The sequence below is a fragment of the Mycolicibacterium novocastrense genome (assembly GCF_001499835.1).
GTDB lineage: Bacteria > Actinomycetota > Actinomycetes > Mycobacteriales > Mycobacteriaceae > Mycobacterium > Mycobacterium novocastrense.
In genome coordinates this window covers 69,513-84,031 of record NZ_LQIH01000003.1, presented here as the reverse complement: position 1 = coordinate 84,031, position 14,519 = coordinate 69,513, and the positions used below count along the sequence as shown (strand labels likewise).

Annotated in this window: 12 protein-coding genes; 10 read left to right on the top strand and 2 right to left on the bottom strand. The window is 67.2% G+C overall.

What is annotated here, in order from left to right:
• Positions 1–5: 5 nt before the first annotated feature.
• From nuoE to nuoN, 10 genes are read left to right on the top strand one after another with little or no spacing between them, the layout of a single operon-like run.
• The gene (nuoE, locus tag AU072_RS04030) at positions 6–869 is read left to right on the top strand and encodes an NADH-quinone oxidoreductase subunit NuoE (RefSeq protein ID WP_064412581.1); all 864 of its coding nucleotides are present in this window, start codon (positions 6–8) and stop codon (positions 867–869) included.
• A complete protein-coding gene (gene nuoF, locus AU072_RS04025) occupies positions 866–2,182 on the top strand; it encodes an NADH-quinone oxidoreductase subunit NuoF (RefSeq protein ID WP_064412580.1) in 1,317 nt (438 codons plus the stop codon). Before nuoE ends, nuoF begins: the two co-directional genes overlap by 4 nt.
• 28 nt (positions 2,183–2,210) lie before the next feature.
• Positions 2,211–4,601 carry an NADH-quinone oxidoreductase subunit G gene (locus tag AU072_RS04020; protein WP_064412579.1) on the top strand — a complete coding sequence of 797 codons (2,391 nt, stop codon included), beginning with the start codon at positions 2,211–2,213 and terminating at the stop codon, positions 4,599–4,601.
• Positions 4,598–5,842, top strand: coding sequence for an NADH-quinone oxidoreductase subunit NuoH (gene nuoH / locus AU072_RS04015; protein ID WP_064412578.1), 1,245 nt, complete (start codon positions 4,598–4,600; stop codon positions 5,840–5,842). The genes AU072_RS04020 and nuoH overlap by 4 nt, the downstream gene beginning before the upstream one ends.
• Positions 5,835–6,380, top strand: a complete 546-nt coding sequence (gene nuoI, locus AU072_RS04010) for an NADH-quinone oxidoreductase subunit NuoI (protein WP_064412577.1) — start codon at positions 5,835–5,837, stop codon at positions 6,378–6,380. The genes nuoH and nuoI overlap by 8 nt, the downstream gene beginning before the upstream one ends.
• Entirely contained in the window at positions 6,377–7,147 is a 771-nt protein-coding gene (locus AU072_RS04005; protein WP_064412576.1) for an NADH-quinone oxidoreductase subunit J, read from the top strand. Before nuoI ends, AU072_RS04005 begins: the two co-directional genes overlap by 4 nt.
• Positions 7,144–7,443 carry an NADH-quinone oxidoreductase subunit NuoK gene (gene nuoK / locus AU072_RS04000; RefSeq protein WP_064402954.1) on the top strand — a complete coding sequence of 100 codons (300 nt, stop codon included), beginning with the start codon at positions 7,144–7,146 and terminating at the stop codon, positions 7,441–7,443. The genes AU072_RS04005 and nuoK overlap by 4 nt, the downstream gene beginning before the upstream one ends.
• A 7-nt stretch (positions 7,444–7,450) precedes the next feature.
• A complete protein-coding gene (nuoL, locus tag AU072_RS03995) occupies positions 7,451–9,331 on the top strand; it encodes an NADH-quinone oxidoreductase subunit L (protein WP_064412575.1) in 1,881 nt (626 codons plus the stop codon).
• Positions 9,325–10,893 (top strand): NADH-quinone oxidoreductase subunit M, encoded by a 1,569-nt coding sequence (locus AU072_RS03990; protein ID WP_064412670.1) that lies wholly within the window; start codon positions 9,325–9,327, stop codon positions 10,891–10,893. Before nuoL ends, AU072_RS03990 begins: the two co-directional genes overlap by 7 nt.
• Complete coding sequence (nuoN, locus tag AU072_RS03985; RefSeq protein ID WP_064412574.1) at positions 10,890–12,464, top strand: NADH-quinone oxidoreductase subunit NuoN; 1,575 nt, start codon at positions 10,890–10,892, stop codon at positions 12,462–12,464. The genes AU072_RS03990 and nuoN overlap by 4 nt, the downstream gene beginning before the upstream one ends.
• Here nuoN and AU072_RS03980 read toward each other — a convergent pair.
• Both AU072_RS03980 and AU072_RS03975 read right to left on the bottom strand, forming a co-directional pair.
• Positions 12,461–13,066, bottom strand: a complete 606-nt coding sequence (locus AU072_RS03980; RefSeq protein ID WP_064412573.1) for a TetR/AcrR family transcriptional regulator — start codon at positions 13,064–13,066, stop codon at positions 12,461–12,463. The two genes, nuoN and AU072_RS03980, sit on opposite strands and share 4 nt — an antisense overlap.
• The gene (locus AU072_RS03975) at positions 13,063–14,514 is read right to left on the bottom strand and encodes an FAD-dependent monooxygenase (protein WP_064412669.1); all 1,452 of its coding nucleotides are present in this window, start codon (positions 14,512–14,514) and stop codon (positions 13,063–13,065) included. The genes AU072_RS03980 and AU072_RS03975 overlap by 4 nt, the downstream gene beginning before the upstream one ends.
• Positions 14,515–14,519 lie beyond the last annotated feature (5 nt).

Here is a 14,519-nt window from a genome sequence, read left to right as displayed (position 1 = left end):
CACCGATGAGCGTATTCCTCGAGCTCGGTCAGCGACCCGAGGAACCCGGCCCGCCGATCAACGGGCCGGCGTCATATCCGGACGACGTCGTGGCGCGGCTCAGCGCCGACGCCGAGCGGATCATCTCGCGCTACCCGCAGTCGCGTTCGGCGCTGCTGCCGTTGCTGCACCTCGTGCAGTCCGAGGACGGATGCCTGACCCCCGCCGGAATCACGTTCTGCGCCAAGCAGTTGGGGTTGACCGACGCCGAGGTCACCGCGGTGGCGACGTTCTACTCGATGTACCGGCGGACCCCGACCGGCGAGTACCTCGTCGGGGTGTGCACCAACACGTTGTGCGCGGTGATGGGCGGCGACGCGATTCTCGAAGCGCTGCAGGAACATCTGGGTCTGCACGCCGGCGAGACGACGCCGGACGGACGCATCACCCTCGAACACGTCGAGTGCAACGCCGCGTGTGATTACGCGCCGGTCGTGATGGTCAACTGGGAGTTCTTCGACAACCAAACGACGTCTTCGGCGCGCGACCTCGTCGACGCGCTACGCGACGGCGACCCTCCCGAACCGACACGGGGAACGCCGCTGTGCACATTCCGTGAGACCGCGCGCACACTCGCGGGTCTGCCCGACCCGCGCTCGGGGGGCAACAAGGTCGGCGAGGCCACGCTGGCGGGACTGCGGGTGGCGCGCGAACGCGGTATGCACGCGCCCGACGCCGACGCCCCGGCCGCTTCCACCGAGACGCTCGACGACGAAACGGCGGGTATCGAGGCCACCAAGAACGCGTCCGCCCCTGGCCCGTCTGCAACCGTCCCGCCGAAGTCCAACACCGTCGAAACCGATCCAGACACAACGGATTCACGCGCATGACAGATCTGACACCCGTGTTCAGCCGGTTCTGGGACGAGCCCGAGCCATGGTCGATGGACACCTACCGTCGTCACGGCGGCTACCGCGCCCTCGAGAAGGCCCTGGCGATGGACCCCGACGAGGTCATCAACCTGGTGAAGGAGTCCGGTCTGCGGGGCCGCGGCGGCGCGGGCTTCCCCACCGGCACGAAGTGGTCGTTCATCCCGCAGAGCGACACCGGCGCCGGAGCCAAGCCGCACTACCTGGTGGTCAACGCCGACGAGTCGGAACCCGGTACGTGCAAAGACATTCCGCTGATGTTGACGACCCCGCACTTCCTCATCGAAGGGGCGATCATCGCGGCCTACGCGATCCGGGCGCATCACGCCTTCATCTACCTGCGCGGCGAAGTGGTGCCGGTGCTGCGCAGGCTGCACGCCGCGGTCGCCGAAGCGCACGAGGCCGGTTTCCTCGGCAACGACATCGGCGGGTCGGGCTTCGACCTGGAACTGATCGTGCACGCGGGGGCGGGCGCCTACATCTGCGGTGAGGAAACCGCGCTGCTGGACTCGCTCGAAGGCCGTCGCGGACAACCGAGGTTGCGGCCGCCGTTTCCCGCCGTCGCGGGGCTGTACGCCTGCCCGACGGTGGTCAACAACGTCGAGTCGATCGCCAGCGTCCCGCCCATCCTGCTCAACGGCATCGACTGGTTCCGGTCGATGGGCTCGGAGAAGTCACCGGGCTTCACGCTGTATTCGCTGTCGGGTCACGTCACCAACCCCGGACAGTACGAGGCCCCGCTGGGCATCACGCTGCGCGAGTTGCTGGACTACGCGGGTGGAGTCCGTGCCGGGCATCAGTTGAAGTTCTGGACACCAGGCGGGTCCTCCACTCCCCTGCTGACCGACGAACACCTCGACGTGCCACTGGATTACGAGGGGATGGCCGGTGTGGGCACCATGCTCGGCACCAAGGCGCTGCAGATTTTCGACGAGACCACGTGTGTGGTGCGCGCGGTGCGCCGCTGGACCGACTTCTACGCCCACGAGTCGTGCGGCAAGTGCACACCGTGCCGCGAGGGCACCTACTGGCTGGCGCAGATCTACGAACGTCTCGAGACGGGCGCGGGCACGGAGGCCGACATCGACAAGCTGCTCGACATCTCCGACAACATCTTCGGAAAGGCGTTCTGCGCGTTGGGTGACGGTGCGGCCGCCCCCATCATGTCGTCGATCAAGTTCTTCCGCGACGAGTACATCGCCCACCTCGACGGCGGGTGCCCGTTCGATCCGCACGCGTCCACGCTGATGGCGACGGAAGAGGTGGGCGTGTGATGGGGTGGCGAGCTAGGGGGGTGATCCGATGACGCAGACGGCCGACACCGGGGCGGACACCGGCGTGGAGATGGTCCAGTTGTCGATCGACGGCGTCGACGTCAGTGTTCCGAAGGGCACGTTGGTGATTCGGGCCGCCGAACTGATCGGCATCCAGATCCCGCGGTTCTGCGACCATCCGCTGCTCGACCCGGTCGGGGCCTGCCGACAGTGCCTGGTCGAGGTCGAGGGTCAGCGCAAGCCGATGGCGTCGTGCACGACGACCTGCACCCCGGACATGGTGGTGCGCACGCAGTACACCTCGGCGGAGGCGGACAAGGCGCAGCAGGGCATCATGGAGTTCCTGCTGATCAACCATCCGCTGGACTGCCCGGTGTGCGACAAGGGCGGCGAGTGCCCGCTGCAGAACCAGGCGATGTCCAACGGCCGCGCCGAAACTCGCTTCGAAGACGTCAAACGCACCTTCCCGAAGCCGATCAACATCTCCTCGCAAGTGCTGCTGGACCGCGAGCGCTGTGTGCTGTGCGCGCGCTGCACCCGGTTCTCCGAGCAGATCGCCGGCGATCCGTTCATCGATCTGCTCGAGCGCGGTGCGCTGCAACAGGTCGGCATCGCGACCGGTGAACCGTTCGAGTCGTATTTCTCGGGAAACACCGTTCAGATCTGCCCGGTCGGCGCGCTGACGGGGGCGGCCTACCGCTTCCGGGCCCGGCCGTTCGACCTGGTGTCGAGTCCGAGCGTATGCGAGCACTGCGCATCGGGATGCGCCCAGCGCACCGACCATCGGCGCGGAAAGGTCATGCGCCGCTTGGCCGGTGACGAACCTCAAGTCAACGAGGAGTGGAACTGCGACAAGGGTCGCTGGGCGTTCACCTACACCACGCAGGGCGACCGCATCACCACCCCGCTGATTCGCGACGAGGACGGCAAGTTGCGGCCCGCCTCATGGTCGGAGGCCCTCGTGGTGGCAGGCAACGGGCTGGCGGCCGCGGCCGGAAGCGCGGGCGTGCTGGTGGGCGGCCGGATGACCGTCGAGGACGCCTACGCCTATTCAAAGTTCGCCCGGATCGTGCTCAACACCAACGACATCGACTTCCGGGCCCGGTCGCACAGCGCCGAGGAGGCCGACTTCCTCGCCGCCCATGTCGCGGGGCAGCCGATGACGGTGACCTACGCCGATCTGGAGAATGCGCCGGCGGTCCTGCTGGCCGGGTTCGAGCCGGAAGAGGAATCACCGATCGTGTTCCTGCGGCTGCGCAAGGCGGTGCGCAAGAAGGGGTTGCAGGTCATCTCCGTCGCCCCCTTCGCCAGCCGCGCCCTGACCAAGCTGCGCGGCCGCCTGGTCACCGCGGCCCCGGGAGACGAGGCCGCGGCCCTCGACGAGCTGGCGGACGACCCGCAGCTGCTGCTGCCGGGTGCGATCATCATGGTCGGTGAACGCCTGGCCACATCGCCCGGAGCCCTCTCTGCGGCAAGCAGATTGGCCGAAGCGACGGGCGCCCGGCTGGCCTGGGTGCCGAGACGCGCAGGCGACCGAGGCGCGGCTGAGGCCGGTGCCTTGCCGAACCTGCTGCCCGGTGGCCGGCCGATCGCCGACAGCGCGGCCGTCGAGCAGACCGCGGCGGCCTGGCACGTCAGCGCGCTGCCCACCGTGCCGGGTCGCGACACCACCGCGATTCTGGAGGCGGCGCGCAGCGGCGAACTGGGCGCCCTGCTCATCGGCGGCGTCGAGGTCGACGACCTCCCTGATCCCGAAGCGGCACTGGCCGCGATCGAGTCCACGCCGTTCGTCGTCAGCCTCGAGCTGCGGGAGAGCGCGATCACCGCTGTCGCCGACGTCGTCTTCCCCATCGCGCCCGTGGTGGAGAAAGCCGGCTCGTTCCTGAACTGGGAAGGCCGACTTCGTCCCTTCGAGCCGTCGCTGAAGACCAACGCCATCCCCGATCTGCGGGTCTTGAACTTCCTGGCCGACGAAATCGGCGTCGCATTGAACCTGCCGACCGCGGCGGCCGCCGGGGAAGACATGTCGCGCTTGGGTATGTGGGCGGGTCGCCGACCCGAGGCGCCGAACGTTCCTGCGCCGAAGCGGACCCCGCCGGCCGAGGGACAAGCGGTGCTCGCGGGGTGGCGGATGCTGCTCGACGAGGGCCGCCTACAAGACGGCGAACCGCATCTGGCCGGCACCGCCCGGGCGCCGCTGGCGCGGCTCTCCGCCGCCACCGCGGCCGAAATCGGCGCTGCTGAAGGCGATCTGATCGCCGCGAGGACACCGCGCGGGACGATCACGCTGCCGTTGGCCATCACCGACATGGACGACCGCGTGATCTGGCTTCCCCTGAATTCGCCGGGTTCGGCGGTGCACCGAAATCTCGGGGTGTCCACCGGGGATGTCGTGTCGATCGGACGGGCCGAAGCGTGATCCATCCCGATCCCACCCTGTTCGGCCACGACCCGTGGTGGCTGATCCTGGCCAAGTCGCTCGCGATATTCGCGTTCCTGATGCTCTCGGTCCTGTCGGCGATCCTGATCGAGCGCAAGCTGCTGGGCCGCATGCAGATGCGGTTCGGGCCCAACCGCGTCGGCCCCAAGGGACTTCTGCAGTCGCTGGTGGACGGTGTCAAGCTGGCGCTCAAGGAGGGTCTGGTTCCCACCGGGGTCGACAAGTTCGTCTACCTTGCGGCACCGGTGATCTCCGCGGTGCCCGCCTTCATCGCGTTCGCCGTCATCCCGATGGGCGGCGAGGTTTCGATCTTCGGGCACCGCACCGCGTTGCAGCTGACGGACATGCCCGTCGCGGTGCTGTACATCCTGGCGGCAACCTCCATCGGTGTGTACGGGATCGTGCTGGCGGGATGGGCTTCGGGGTCGACCTATCCGCTGCTGGGCGGGATTCGGTCGAGCGCGCAGGTGATTTCGTATGAGATCGCGATGGCGCTGTCGTTCGTGGCGGTGTTCATCTACGCGGGCTCGATGTCGACCTCCGGCATCGTCGCCGCCCAGTACGGCACGTGGTTCATCTTCCTGCTGCTGCCGTCGTTCCTCGTCTACGTCATCTCGATGGTGGGCGAAACCAACCGCGCGCCTTTCGATCTGCCCGAGGCCGAGGGTGAGCTCGTCGGCGGGTTCCACACCGAGTACTCATCGATCAAGTTCGCGATGTTCATGCTCGCCGAGTACGTCAACATGACCACCGTCTCCGCGCTGGCCACCACGATGTTCCTGGGCGGCTGGCATGCACCGTGGCCCATCAACATGTGGGATGGCGCCAACACCGGCTGGTGGCCCCTGCTGTGGTTCGTGGCCAAGGTGTGGGGCTTCATGTTCCTGTTCTTCTGGCTGCGCGCCACACTGCCGCGCATGCGCTACGACCAGTTCATGGCGCTGGGATGGAAGGTGCTCATCCCGTTCTCGTTGGCGTGGATCATGATCGTCGCGACGGCGCGCGCGCTCCGCAACGAGGGTTTCAGCCAGGTGACGACGACGCTGGCCTCGCTCGGCGCCATCGCGACACTGCTGGTCGCCGTGGCGCTGTGGCGGGCGGTGCGCCGCCGAAACGTTCGCGCGATCCCGCGGCAGAAGCTGGATCCGGAGATCTTCCCCACCCCGCCCCTGCCGAGCAGCACGGGCCAGACCGCAACCAAGGAGCCAGCCGATGCCTAAGTTCCTCGACGCGCTGAAGGGTTTCGGGGTCACCTTCGGCACCATGTTCAAAAAGCCGATCACCGAGGAGTATCCGGAGAAGCCGGGGCCCGTCGCCAAGCGTTACCACGGCCGACACCAACTGAACCGCTACCCGGACGGCCTGGAGAAGTGCATCGGCTGCGAACTGTGCGCTTGGGCCTGCCCCGCCGACGCCATTTATGTCGAGGGCGCCGACAACACCGAGGACGAACGGTATTCCCCCGGTGAGCGATACGGGCGTGTCTACCAGATCAACTATCTGCGCTGCATCGGTTGCGGTCTGTGCATCGAGGCCTGCCCCACCCGGGCGTTGACGATGACCAACGAATACGAGATGGCCGACGACAACCGCGCCGACCTGATCTGGGGTAAGGACAAACTGTTGGCGCCCTTGCGGTCCGGCATGCTGCCGCCGCCGCATCCCATGGCGCCGGGCACCACCGATGACGACTACTACCTGGGCAACATCGGGCCCGTCGAGCACGAGACCCAGAAGGTCACCGGGGACGTGCGATGAGGCTCGACCTGCTCGCGGCGGTGGCTGCCGACAACCCCGGGCAGACCACGACCACCGAGGCCGTGCTGTTCTGGGTGTTGGGGATCGTGGCGGTACTCGGCGCGCTCGGGGTGATCGCCGCACCGAAAGCGGTGTACTCGGCGATGTTTCTGGCCACGACGATGATCGTGCTGGCCGTGTTCTACATCGCCCAGGGCGCACTGTTCCTCGGGGTCGTCCAGGTGGTGGTCTACACCGGCGCCGTCATGATGATCTTCCTGTTCGTGCTGATGCTCATCGGGGTCGACTCGTCGGACTCGCTGGTGGAAACGATTCGCGGACAACGGGTTGCGGCTGTCGTCGTCGGTGTCGGCTTCGGCCTGCTGCTCATCGCGGGCATCGGGAACGTCTCGGTGGGCGGTTTCACCGGCCTGGCCCAGGCAAATGCGGGCGGCAACGTCGAGGGGTTGGCGGCGCTGATCTTCGTGCGCTACCTATGGGCGTTCGAGTTGACCAGCGCGTTGCTGATCACCGCCGCGCTCGGCGCGATGGTGTTGGCGCACCGGGAACGCTTCGGACGCCGCAAAACCCAACGCGAACTCGCCGAGGAACGGTTCAAACCGGGCGGCTATCCGACGACGTTGCCCAATCCCGGTGTCTTCGCGCGCAACAACGCCGTCGACATCGCCGCCCGGCTCCCCGACGGTTCCGGGTCGGACCTGTCCGTCAGCCCCATCCTGCAGAAGCGGACCGTCACCGTGACAAACGGCAGAGGAGGCGGGGAGTGAACCCCGACAACTATCTCTATCTGTCGGCGCTGTTGTTCACGATCGGCGCGGCAGGGGTGCTGTTGCGCCGCAACGCGATCGTGGTGTTCATGTGCGTCGAGCTGATGTTGAACGCGGCCAACCTCGCGTTCGTCTCGTTCTCCCGCATGCACGGCCACCTCAACGGCCAAGTGGTGGCGTTCTTCACCATGGTGGTCGCCGCCTGCGAGGTGGTGGTCGGCCTGGCGATCATCATGAGCATCTTCCGTGCCCGCCAGTCGGCTTCGGTCGACGACGCAAGCCTTCTGAAGAACTAGAGGCGCGATGACGATTCCTGTCTGGTTGACCATCGCGCTGCCGCTGGCCAGCGCGGCGATCCTGCTCCTCGGGGGCCGACGGACCGACGCCTGGGGTCACCTGTTGGGCTGCGCGGCGGCCATCGCGTCGTTCGTCGTCGGGGTCGTGCTCTTCGTCGACATGCTGGGCCGCGACGCCGAACACCGCGCGATCCACGAGGCGTTGTTCTCCTGGGTTCCGGTCGGCGGGCTGCAGGTGGACTTCGGAATGCAACTCGACCAGCTTTCGATGTGCTTCGTGTTGCTGATCACCGGGGTCGGTTCGCTGATCCACATATACTCGATCGGCTACATGGCCGAAGACCCCGGGCGGCGGCGGTTTTTCGCGTACCTGAACCTGTTCCTGTCGGCGATGCTGCTGCTCGTGCTCGCCGACAACTACCTCGGCCTCTACGTCGGCTGGGAGGGTGTCGGTCTGGCGTCCTACCTGCTGATCGGTTTCTGGGCTCACAAACCGTCGGCCGCGACGGCGGCCAAGAAGGCGTTCGTCGTCAACCGCGTCGGCGACATGGGCCTGGCCATCGCGATGATGGTGATGTTCGCCTACATCGGGTCCATCTCCTATGCGGGCGTCTTCGCCGCCGCGCCGGCCGCCGGCGAGGGCGTGCTGACCGCGATCGGGCTCCTGTTGCTGCTGGCCGCCTGCGGTAAGTCGGCGCAGGTGCCGCTGCAGTCCTGGCTGGGCGACGCGATGGAGGGTCCGACACCGGTGTCGGCGTTGATCCACGCCGCCACCATGGTGACCGCCGGGGTGTACCTGATCGTGCGCTCCGGACCGGTGTTCGACCTCGCGCCCACCGCACAACTGGGCGTCGTCATCGTCGGCGCCGTCACGCTGTTGTTCGGCGCGATCATCGGCTGCGCGAAGGACGACATCAAGAAAGCGCTTGCGGCGTCGACGATGTCGCAGATCGGCTACATGGTGCTGGCGGCGGGGCTCGGCCCGGTCGGATACGCGTTCGCGATCATGCACCTGCTCACCCACGGATTCTTCAAAGCCGGCCTGTTCCTGGGGGCCGGTTCGGTGATGCACGCGATGGACGACGAAGTGAACATGCGGCGGTACGGCGGCCTGCGTAAAGCGCTGCCGATCACATTCGTCACCTTCGGTCTCGGCTACCTCGCGATCATCGGGGTGCCGCCGCTGGCCGGGTTCTTCTCCAAGGACGGGATCATCGAAGCCGCGCTCGGCGCCGGCGGCGTCAAAGGTCTGATCCTGGGCGGCGTGACGATCCTGGGCGCCGGTATCACCGCGTTCTACATGACCAGGGTGATGTTGATGACGTTCTTCGGCGAGAAGCGTTGGGCTCCACAGGCGCACCCGCACGAGGCTCCCGCGGTGATGACCTGGCCGATGATCCTTCTGGCCATCGGCTCTGTGGGCTCCGGGGCGGCGTTCGCGATCGGCGGCACACTGGAGCACTGGCTCGAACCGGTCGTCGGTACGCACGAGGTGCACCACGTCGCACCCGTCTGGGTGGTGACAACGGTGATCCTGGCCGTCGTCGCGGTCGGCATCCTCATCGCCTACCGCATGTACGGAACCAAGCCGGTGCCGGCGGAAGTCCCGCACGGTTCGGCGCTCACCGTCGCGGCGCGCAGGGATCTGTACGGCGACGCGTTCAACGAGGCGGCGCTGATGCGGCCCGGCCAACTGCTGACGCGCGGTCTGGTCGAGATCGACGAGGAGGCGGTCGACGGCGCGGCCAGCGGGTTGGCCGGACTGGTCAGCCGCATGTCGACGGGTCTGCGGCGGCTGCAGACGGGATACGCCCGCTCGTATGCCCTTTCGATGCTCTCCGGTGCGGTTCTGGTGGTCGCGGCGATCCTGGCGGTGCAACTCTGGTGAACAACTTCCCCTGGCTCACGGTGCTGTGGGCGACGCCGACCGTCGGCGCCGCGCTGACGATCCTTCTGCCTGCCGCCCAGCGGGTGCTGGCCAAGTGGTTCGCGTTGGCCGTCTCGATCGCGGTCCTGGCGATCACCGCCGTTGTGGCGGTCGGCTTCCAACCCGGTGGCGAGCGGTACCAGTTCGTCGAATCCCACCGGTGGATCCCGTCATTCGGCACCGGTTACATCCTCGGCGTCGACGGCATCGCGCTGGCGATCATCGTCCTCACCGCGGTTCTGGTGCCGCTGCTGATCATCGCGGGCTGGAATGACGCCGACGCCCAGACCGGCCTGCGCGGACGGTCGGTGCAGACCTACTTCGCACTGACGCTGGCCGTCGAGGGCATGGTCCTCATGTCGCTGATGTCGCTGGACATCCTGCTGTTCTACGTGTTCTTCGAAGCGATGCTGATCCCGATGTACTTCCTCATCGGCGGCTTCGGCGGAAAAAACCGCGGCAAGGCGGCGGTGAAGTTCCTGCTGTACAACCTGTTCGGCGGGCTGATCATGCTGGCCGCGGTGATCGGACTGTACGTGGTGACCGCCACGAGCGACGCTTTCGCCGCGGGCACGTTCGACTTCCGCGAGATCGTCAACGCGGTGTCCAGCGGCGAGTTCGCCGTCGACCCCGCCGTGATGAACCTGCTGTTCCTCGGATTCATGTTCGCGTTCGCCGTCAAGGCGCCGCTTTGGCCGTTCCACCGGTGGCTGCCCGATGCTGCCGTCGAGGCCACCCCGGCCAGTGCGGTGCTGATGATGGCGGTCATGGACAAGGTCGGAACCTTCGGGATGCTGCGGTACTGCCTGCAGTTGTTCCCCGACGCGTCAACGTATTTCCAGCCGCTGGTGGTCACGCTGGCGGTGATCGGCATCGTCTACGGCGCGATCCTGGCCATCGGCCAGACCGACGTGATGCGGTTGATCGCCTATACCTCGATCTCGCACTTCGGGTTCATCATCCTGGGCATCTTCGTGATGACCAGCCAGGGCCAGTCCGGCTCGACGCTGTACATGATCAACCACGGACTGTCGACGGCCGCCCTGTTCCTGATCGCCGGATTCCTGGTGTCGCGCAGGGGCACCCGGCTGATCCGGGCGTTCGGAGGCGTGCAGAAGGTGGCGCCGGTCATGGCGGGCACGTTCCTGGTCGCCGGGCTGGCAACGCTGTCACTGCCGGGTCTGGCGCCGTTCATCAGCGAATTCCTGGTACTCATCGGCACATTCACGCGTTACCCGGTGCTGGCGGTGTTCGCGGCCACCGCGCTGGTGCTGTCGGCGATCTACATCCTGTGGATGTACCAGCGAATGATGACCGGAGCCGTCACCGAGGGCAACGAGGGCGTGCGCGACCTGGTGCCGCGCGAACTCGTCGTCGTCGCACCGTTGATCGCGCTTCTGGTCGTGCTCGGGGTGTATCCGAAACCCGCACTCGATGTCATCAATCCCGCGGTCGACCACACCCTGACGACCATCGACCAACCTGATCCCGTACCCAGAGTCGCGGAAGGGCCGAGACCATGACCCTCACCCCGCCGACCGTCGAATACGGTCTGGTCTGCCCGATGCTGATCGTGTTCGGGGTCGCCATCGCAGGGCTCCTCGTGGAGGCTTTCCTGCCGCGGCAGCACCGGTACGCGAGCCAGCTGGTGCTCTGCTTCGGTGGCCTGGCGGCCGCTCTGGTCGCCGTGGTGGTGCTCGTACGCGACCTGCACGGCACCATCGGGCGGTCGGCCGTGATGGGTGCGGTCGTCATCGACACCCCCGCACTGTTCCTGCAGGGCACCATCTTGCTCGTCGGTGTGCTCGGCGTCCTGCTGATCGCCGAGCGGCAGGTCGGTGCCGAGGTCGCCGTCGGTGCCCGCCGAGGCCTGGACGGATTCACCCCGCAGGCGTCGGCCGTGCCCGGCAGCGTCGACGAACAACTGGCCACCAAGGCCGGGGTGATCCAGACCGAGGTCTTCCCGCTGACGATGTTCGCCATCGGTGGGATGCTGCTGTTCCCGGCATCCGACGACCTGCTGACCATGTTCATCGCGCTGGAGATCCTGTCGCTGCCGCTGTACCTGTTGTGCGGTCTGGCTCGCAGGCGTCGCCTGCTGTCCCAAGAGGCCGCGCTGAAATACTTTCTGCTGGGCGCATTCTCGTCGGCGTTCTTCCTCTACGGCGTGGCCATGCTGTACGGATACGCCGGGACGCTGGATCTGGTCGGTATCGCCGAGGCCATCGCCGCCGGGTCGGGTAAGACATCGCTGGCGCTGATCGGTACCGGGCTGGTGCTGGTGGGCGTGCTGTTCAAAGTCGGTGCCGTGCCGTTCCACAGCTGGGTTCCTGACGTGTATCAAGGTGCGCCGACCCCGGTCACGGCGTTCATGTCGGCGGCGACGAAGATCGCCGCCTTCGGCGCGCTGCTGCGCGTGTTCTATGTGGCCCTGCCCGAACTGCGCGACGACTGGCGCCCGGTGCTCTGGGCGATCGCGATCCTGACGATGGTCGTGGGCACCGTGGCGGCGGTGACCCAGGCCGACGTCAAGCGGATGTTGGCGTATTCGGCGGTGTCGCACACCGGTTTCATCCTCACCGGCGTGATCGCCGCGAATGAGGCGGGACTCTCCTCGACGCTGTTCTATCTGTTCGCGTACGGCTTCAGCAGCGTGGGTGCGTTCGCCGTGGTCGGCCTCGTGCGTGACGGGGCCGGCGAGGAGGACACCGCGATGGCCCGGTGGGCCGGGCTCGGGCGGCGTTACCCCATTGTGGGCGTGGTGTTTTCGCTGTTTCTCCTCGCATTCGCCGGAATCCCGCTGACCAGCGGCTTCGTGGCGAAGTTCGCGGTCTTCAAGGCCGCCGGCGAGGGCGGGGCAATGCCGTTGGTGGTGGTCGGCGTCCTCGCAAGCGCGATCGCCGCGTATTTCTATGTGCGGGTGATCGTGTTGATGTTCTTCACCGATCCGCCCGAGAACGCGCCGACGGTGGTGGTGCCGAGCGTGCTCAGCACCACGGTCGTGACGGTGACCGCGGCGGTGACGTTCGCACTGGGCGCGCTGCCGCAACCGCTTCTGGATCTGGCCAACAACGCCGACCAGTTCCTGCGTTAGTCGCGGGGCAGCAGGCCCACCTGACGGTAGGCGGCTTCGAGGTAGCCACGCATCTGCCGGCTGGTCGGCGGATTGGGTTGCAACACTCGGTACGTCACAGCACCGGCCAGCATGTCGACGAGCACGTCGAGGTCGGCGCCCTCGTCCACCGCGCCCTCGCGCTGCGCACGCTCGAGCATGGCGAACGCCAGGTCGCGGCGGGGCTGGATGTAGCGATCCCAGTACATGCGCATCAGCTCCGGATGCGTGACGGCAGACCCGTAGATCTGCGCGATCAATGCGCGGAAGCGGGGATCGGTCGCCGTGCGAGCAGCTCCGGCTATGTTGTGCCGCACCAGATCATGGGTGTCGCTGGTGGCGATCTCCTCGCGGGTGGGCCACCGTATGTCGGTGCTCACGTGGGCCTCGATTGCATCCGCGACGAGCTGCTCCTTTCCCGGCCACCGGCGGTAGATCGTAGGCTTGCCGACGCCGGCTCTCTTGGCCACCTGCTCGATGCTCATACCGACGATCCCGCGTTCGATGAACACGTCGAGCGCCGCCTGCAAGATGGCAGTGTCGAGGTCCTTGCTGCGTGGCCGGCCTCGACTCGGTGCGGTCATCGCACGCTGCCGGTGGTCAGCGCACGACTCAACCACCGGCGCAACGCTTCCGGCTGTCGTCCGCGCCAGGCGAGGTGGCCGTCCGGGCGCACCAGCATCGCATCGCCATCGATGCGCCCATCGATGAGGGCGATCCGGCCGTCGCCGAGATGCTCGGCCGCGATTGTCGCCAGTTCGTCCGCGCCGAGAAGTCCCCACCGCCCGCGCAGTTCATGGCCCGACAACCCGGGCACCCGATCCCCCGGACGCAGCCCCGACAACCGCAACGATCGATCCGCCAGCGGACCCCGGCGGTACGACACCCACAACTGCGATGTCCGGTAGGTCACCCACCGCTGCACCGCGGGCAGGTTCATCACCGGGACGACGACGCGGTCGCGTACGAAGCGACCGATTCTGCTCTGCGCCACATTGACTTTGGTGACTGCGCTCGTGTTGCGCAGGACCTCGGTGGCCAGCGGTCGTCGTTCAGCCTCGTATGTGTCGAGCAGTCTCTCGTCGGCGATGCCTGCTGTGACCAGTGCCAGCTTCCAGGCCAGGTTCTCGGCGTCCCCGAGGCCGGTCAGCATTCCCTGCCCGCCGAACGGCGCGTGGGTGTGCGCCGCATCGCCTGCGATAAGCACCCGGCCACGCCGGTATGTCGTCGCCAATCGGCGGTGCACGCTGAACAACGACAGCCACTCCGCGTGCTCGATCGGTGCCGAACGGCCCGTTCGCTGCGGAATGATCCGATTCAATCGCGCGAGAATCTCTTCGTCCGTGGGCTTTTGTGGCCCCGAATGCGGATCGTAGGCGATGATGCGCCACAGACCGTCGGGCATCGGCATCGCCCCGAGCATGCCGTCCTGATGTAGCCAGCCGGTTGTGCCGGAGCGGTCGAGATCCCAGTCGATGCGGAGGTCGGCGAGCAGGAAGCGCTCGGTGAGCCGAACCCCGGGGAAGTCGATGCCTGTGGCGCGGCGGGTGGCGCTACCGGCCCCGTCGCAACCGATCAGCCAGCCGGCGGTGAGGTCGTCCCCACCGGCGAGGACGGCGCTGACCGTCCCGCCGTCCTGGTGGACATCGGTAAGTTTCGCGCCCCAACTGATCTCACCACCGAGTTCGGTGAGCCGGTCTCGAAGTGCCCCCTCGACCGCCGCTTGGGAGATCACCATCGGCGGCGCGGCGGTGTCCATACCGGGGTCGCCGAAGCGGATGCGCATGATCGGCTTGCCGCCCAGGTAGGTCAGGATGCTCATCGCCCGCACCGATCGGTCGGGAAGGTCACCGAGCGCACCGAGACGGTCGAGCACCTCGGAGCCGCGGGCATGCAGAAAATTGGCGCGCGACGTGGTGGCCGGCGCGGCCGCCGCGTCGATGACCCGGACGGGGATACCCTGCATCAACAGGCCGCAGGCGGCCGCCAAACCCGTCGGCCCCGCCCCAACCACGAGAACGTCGGTATTCATCGCCA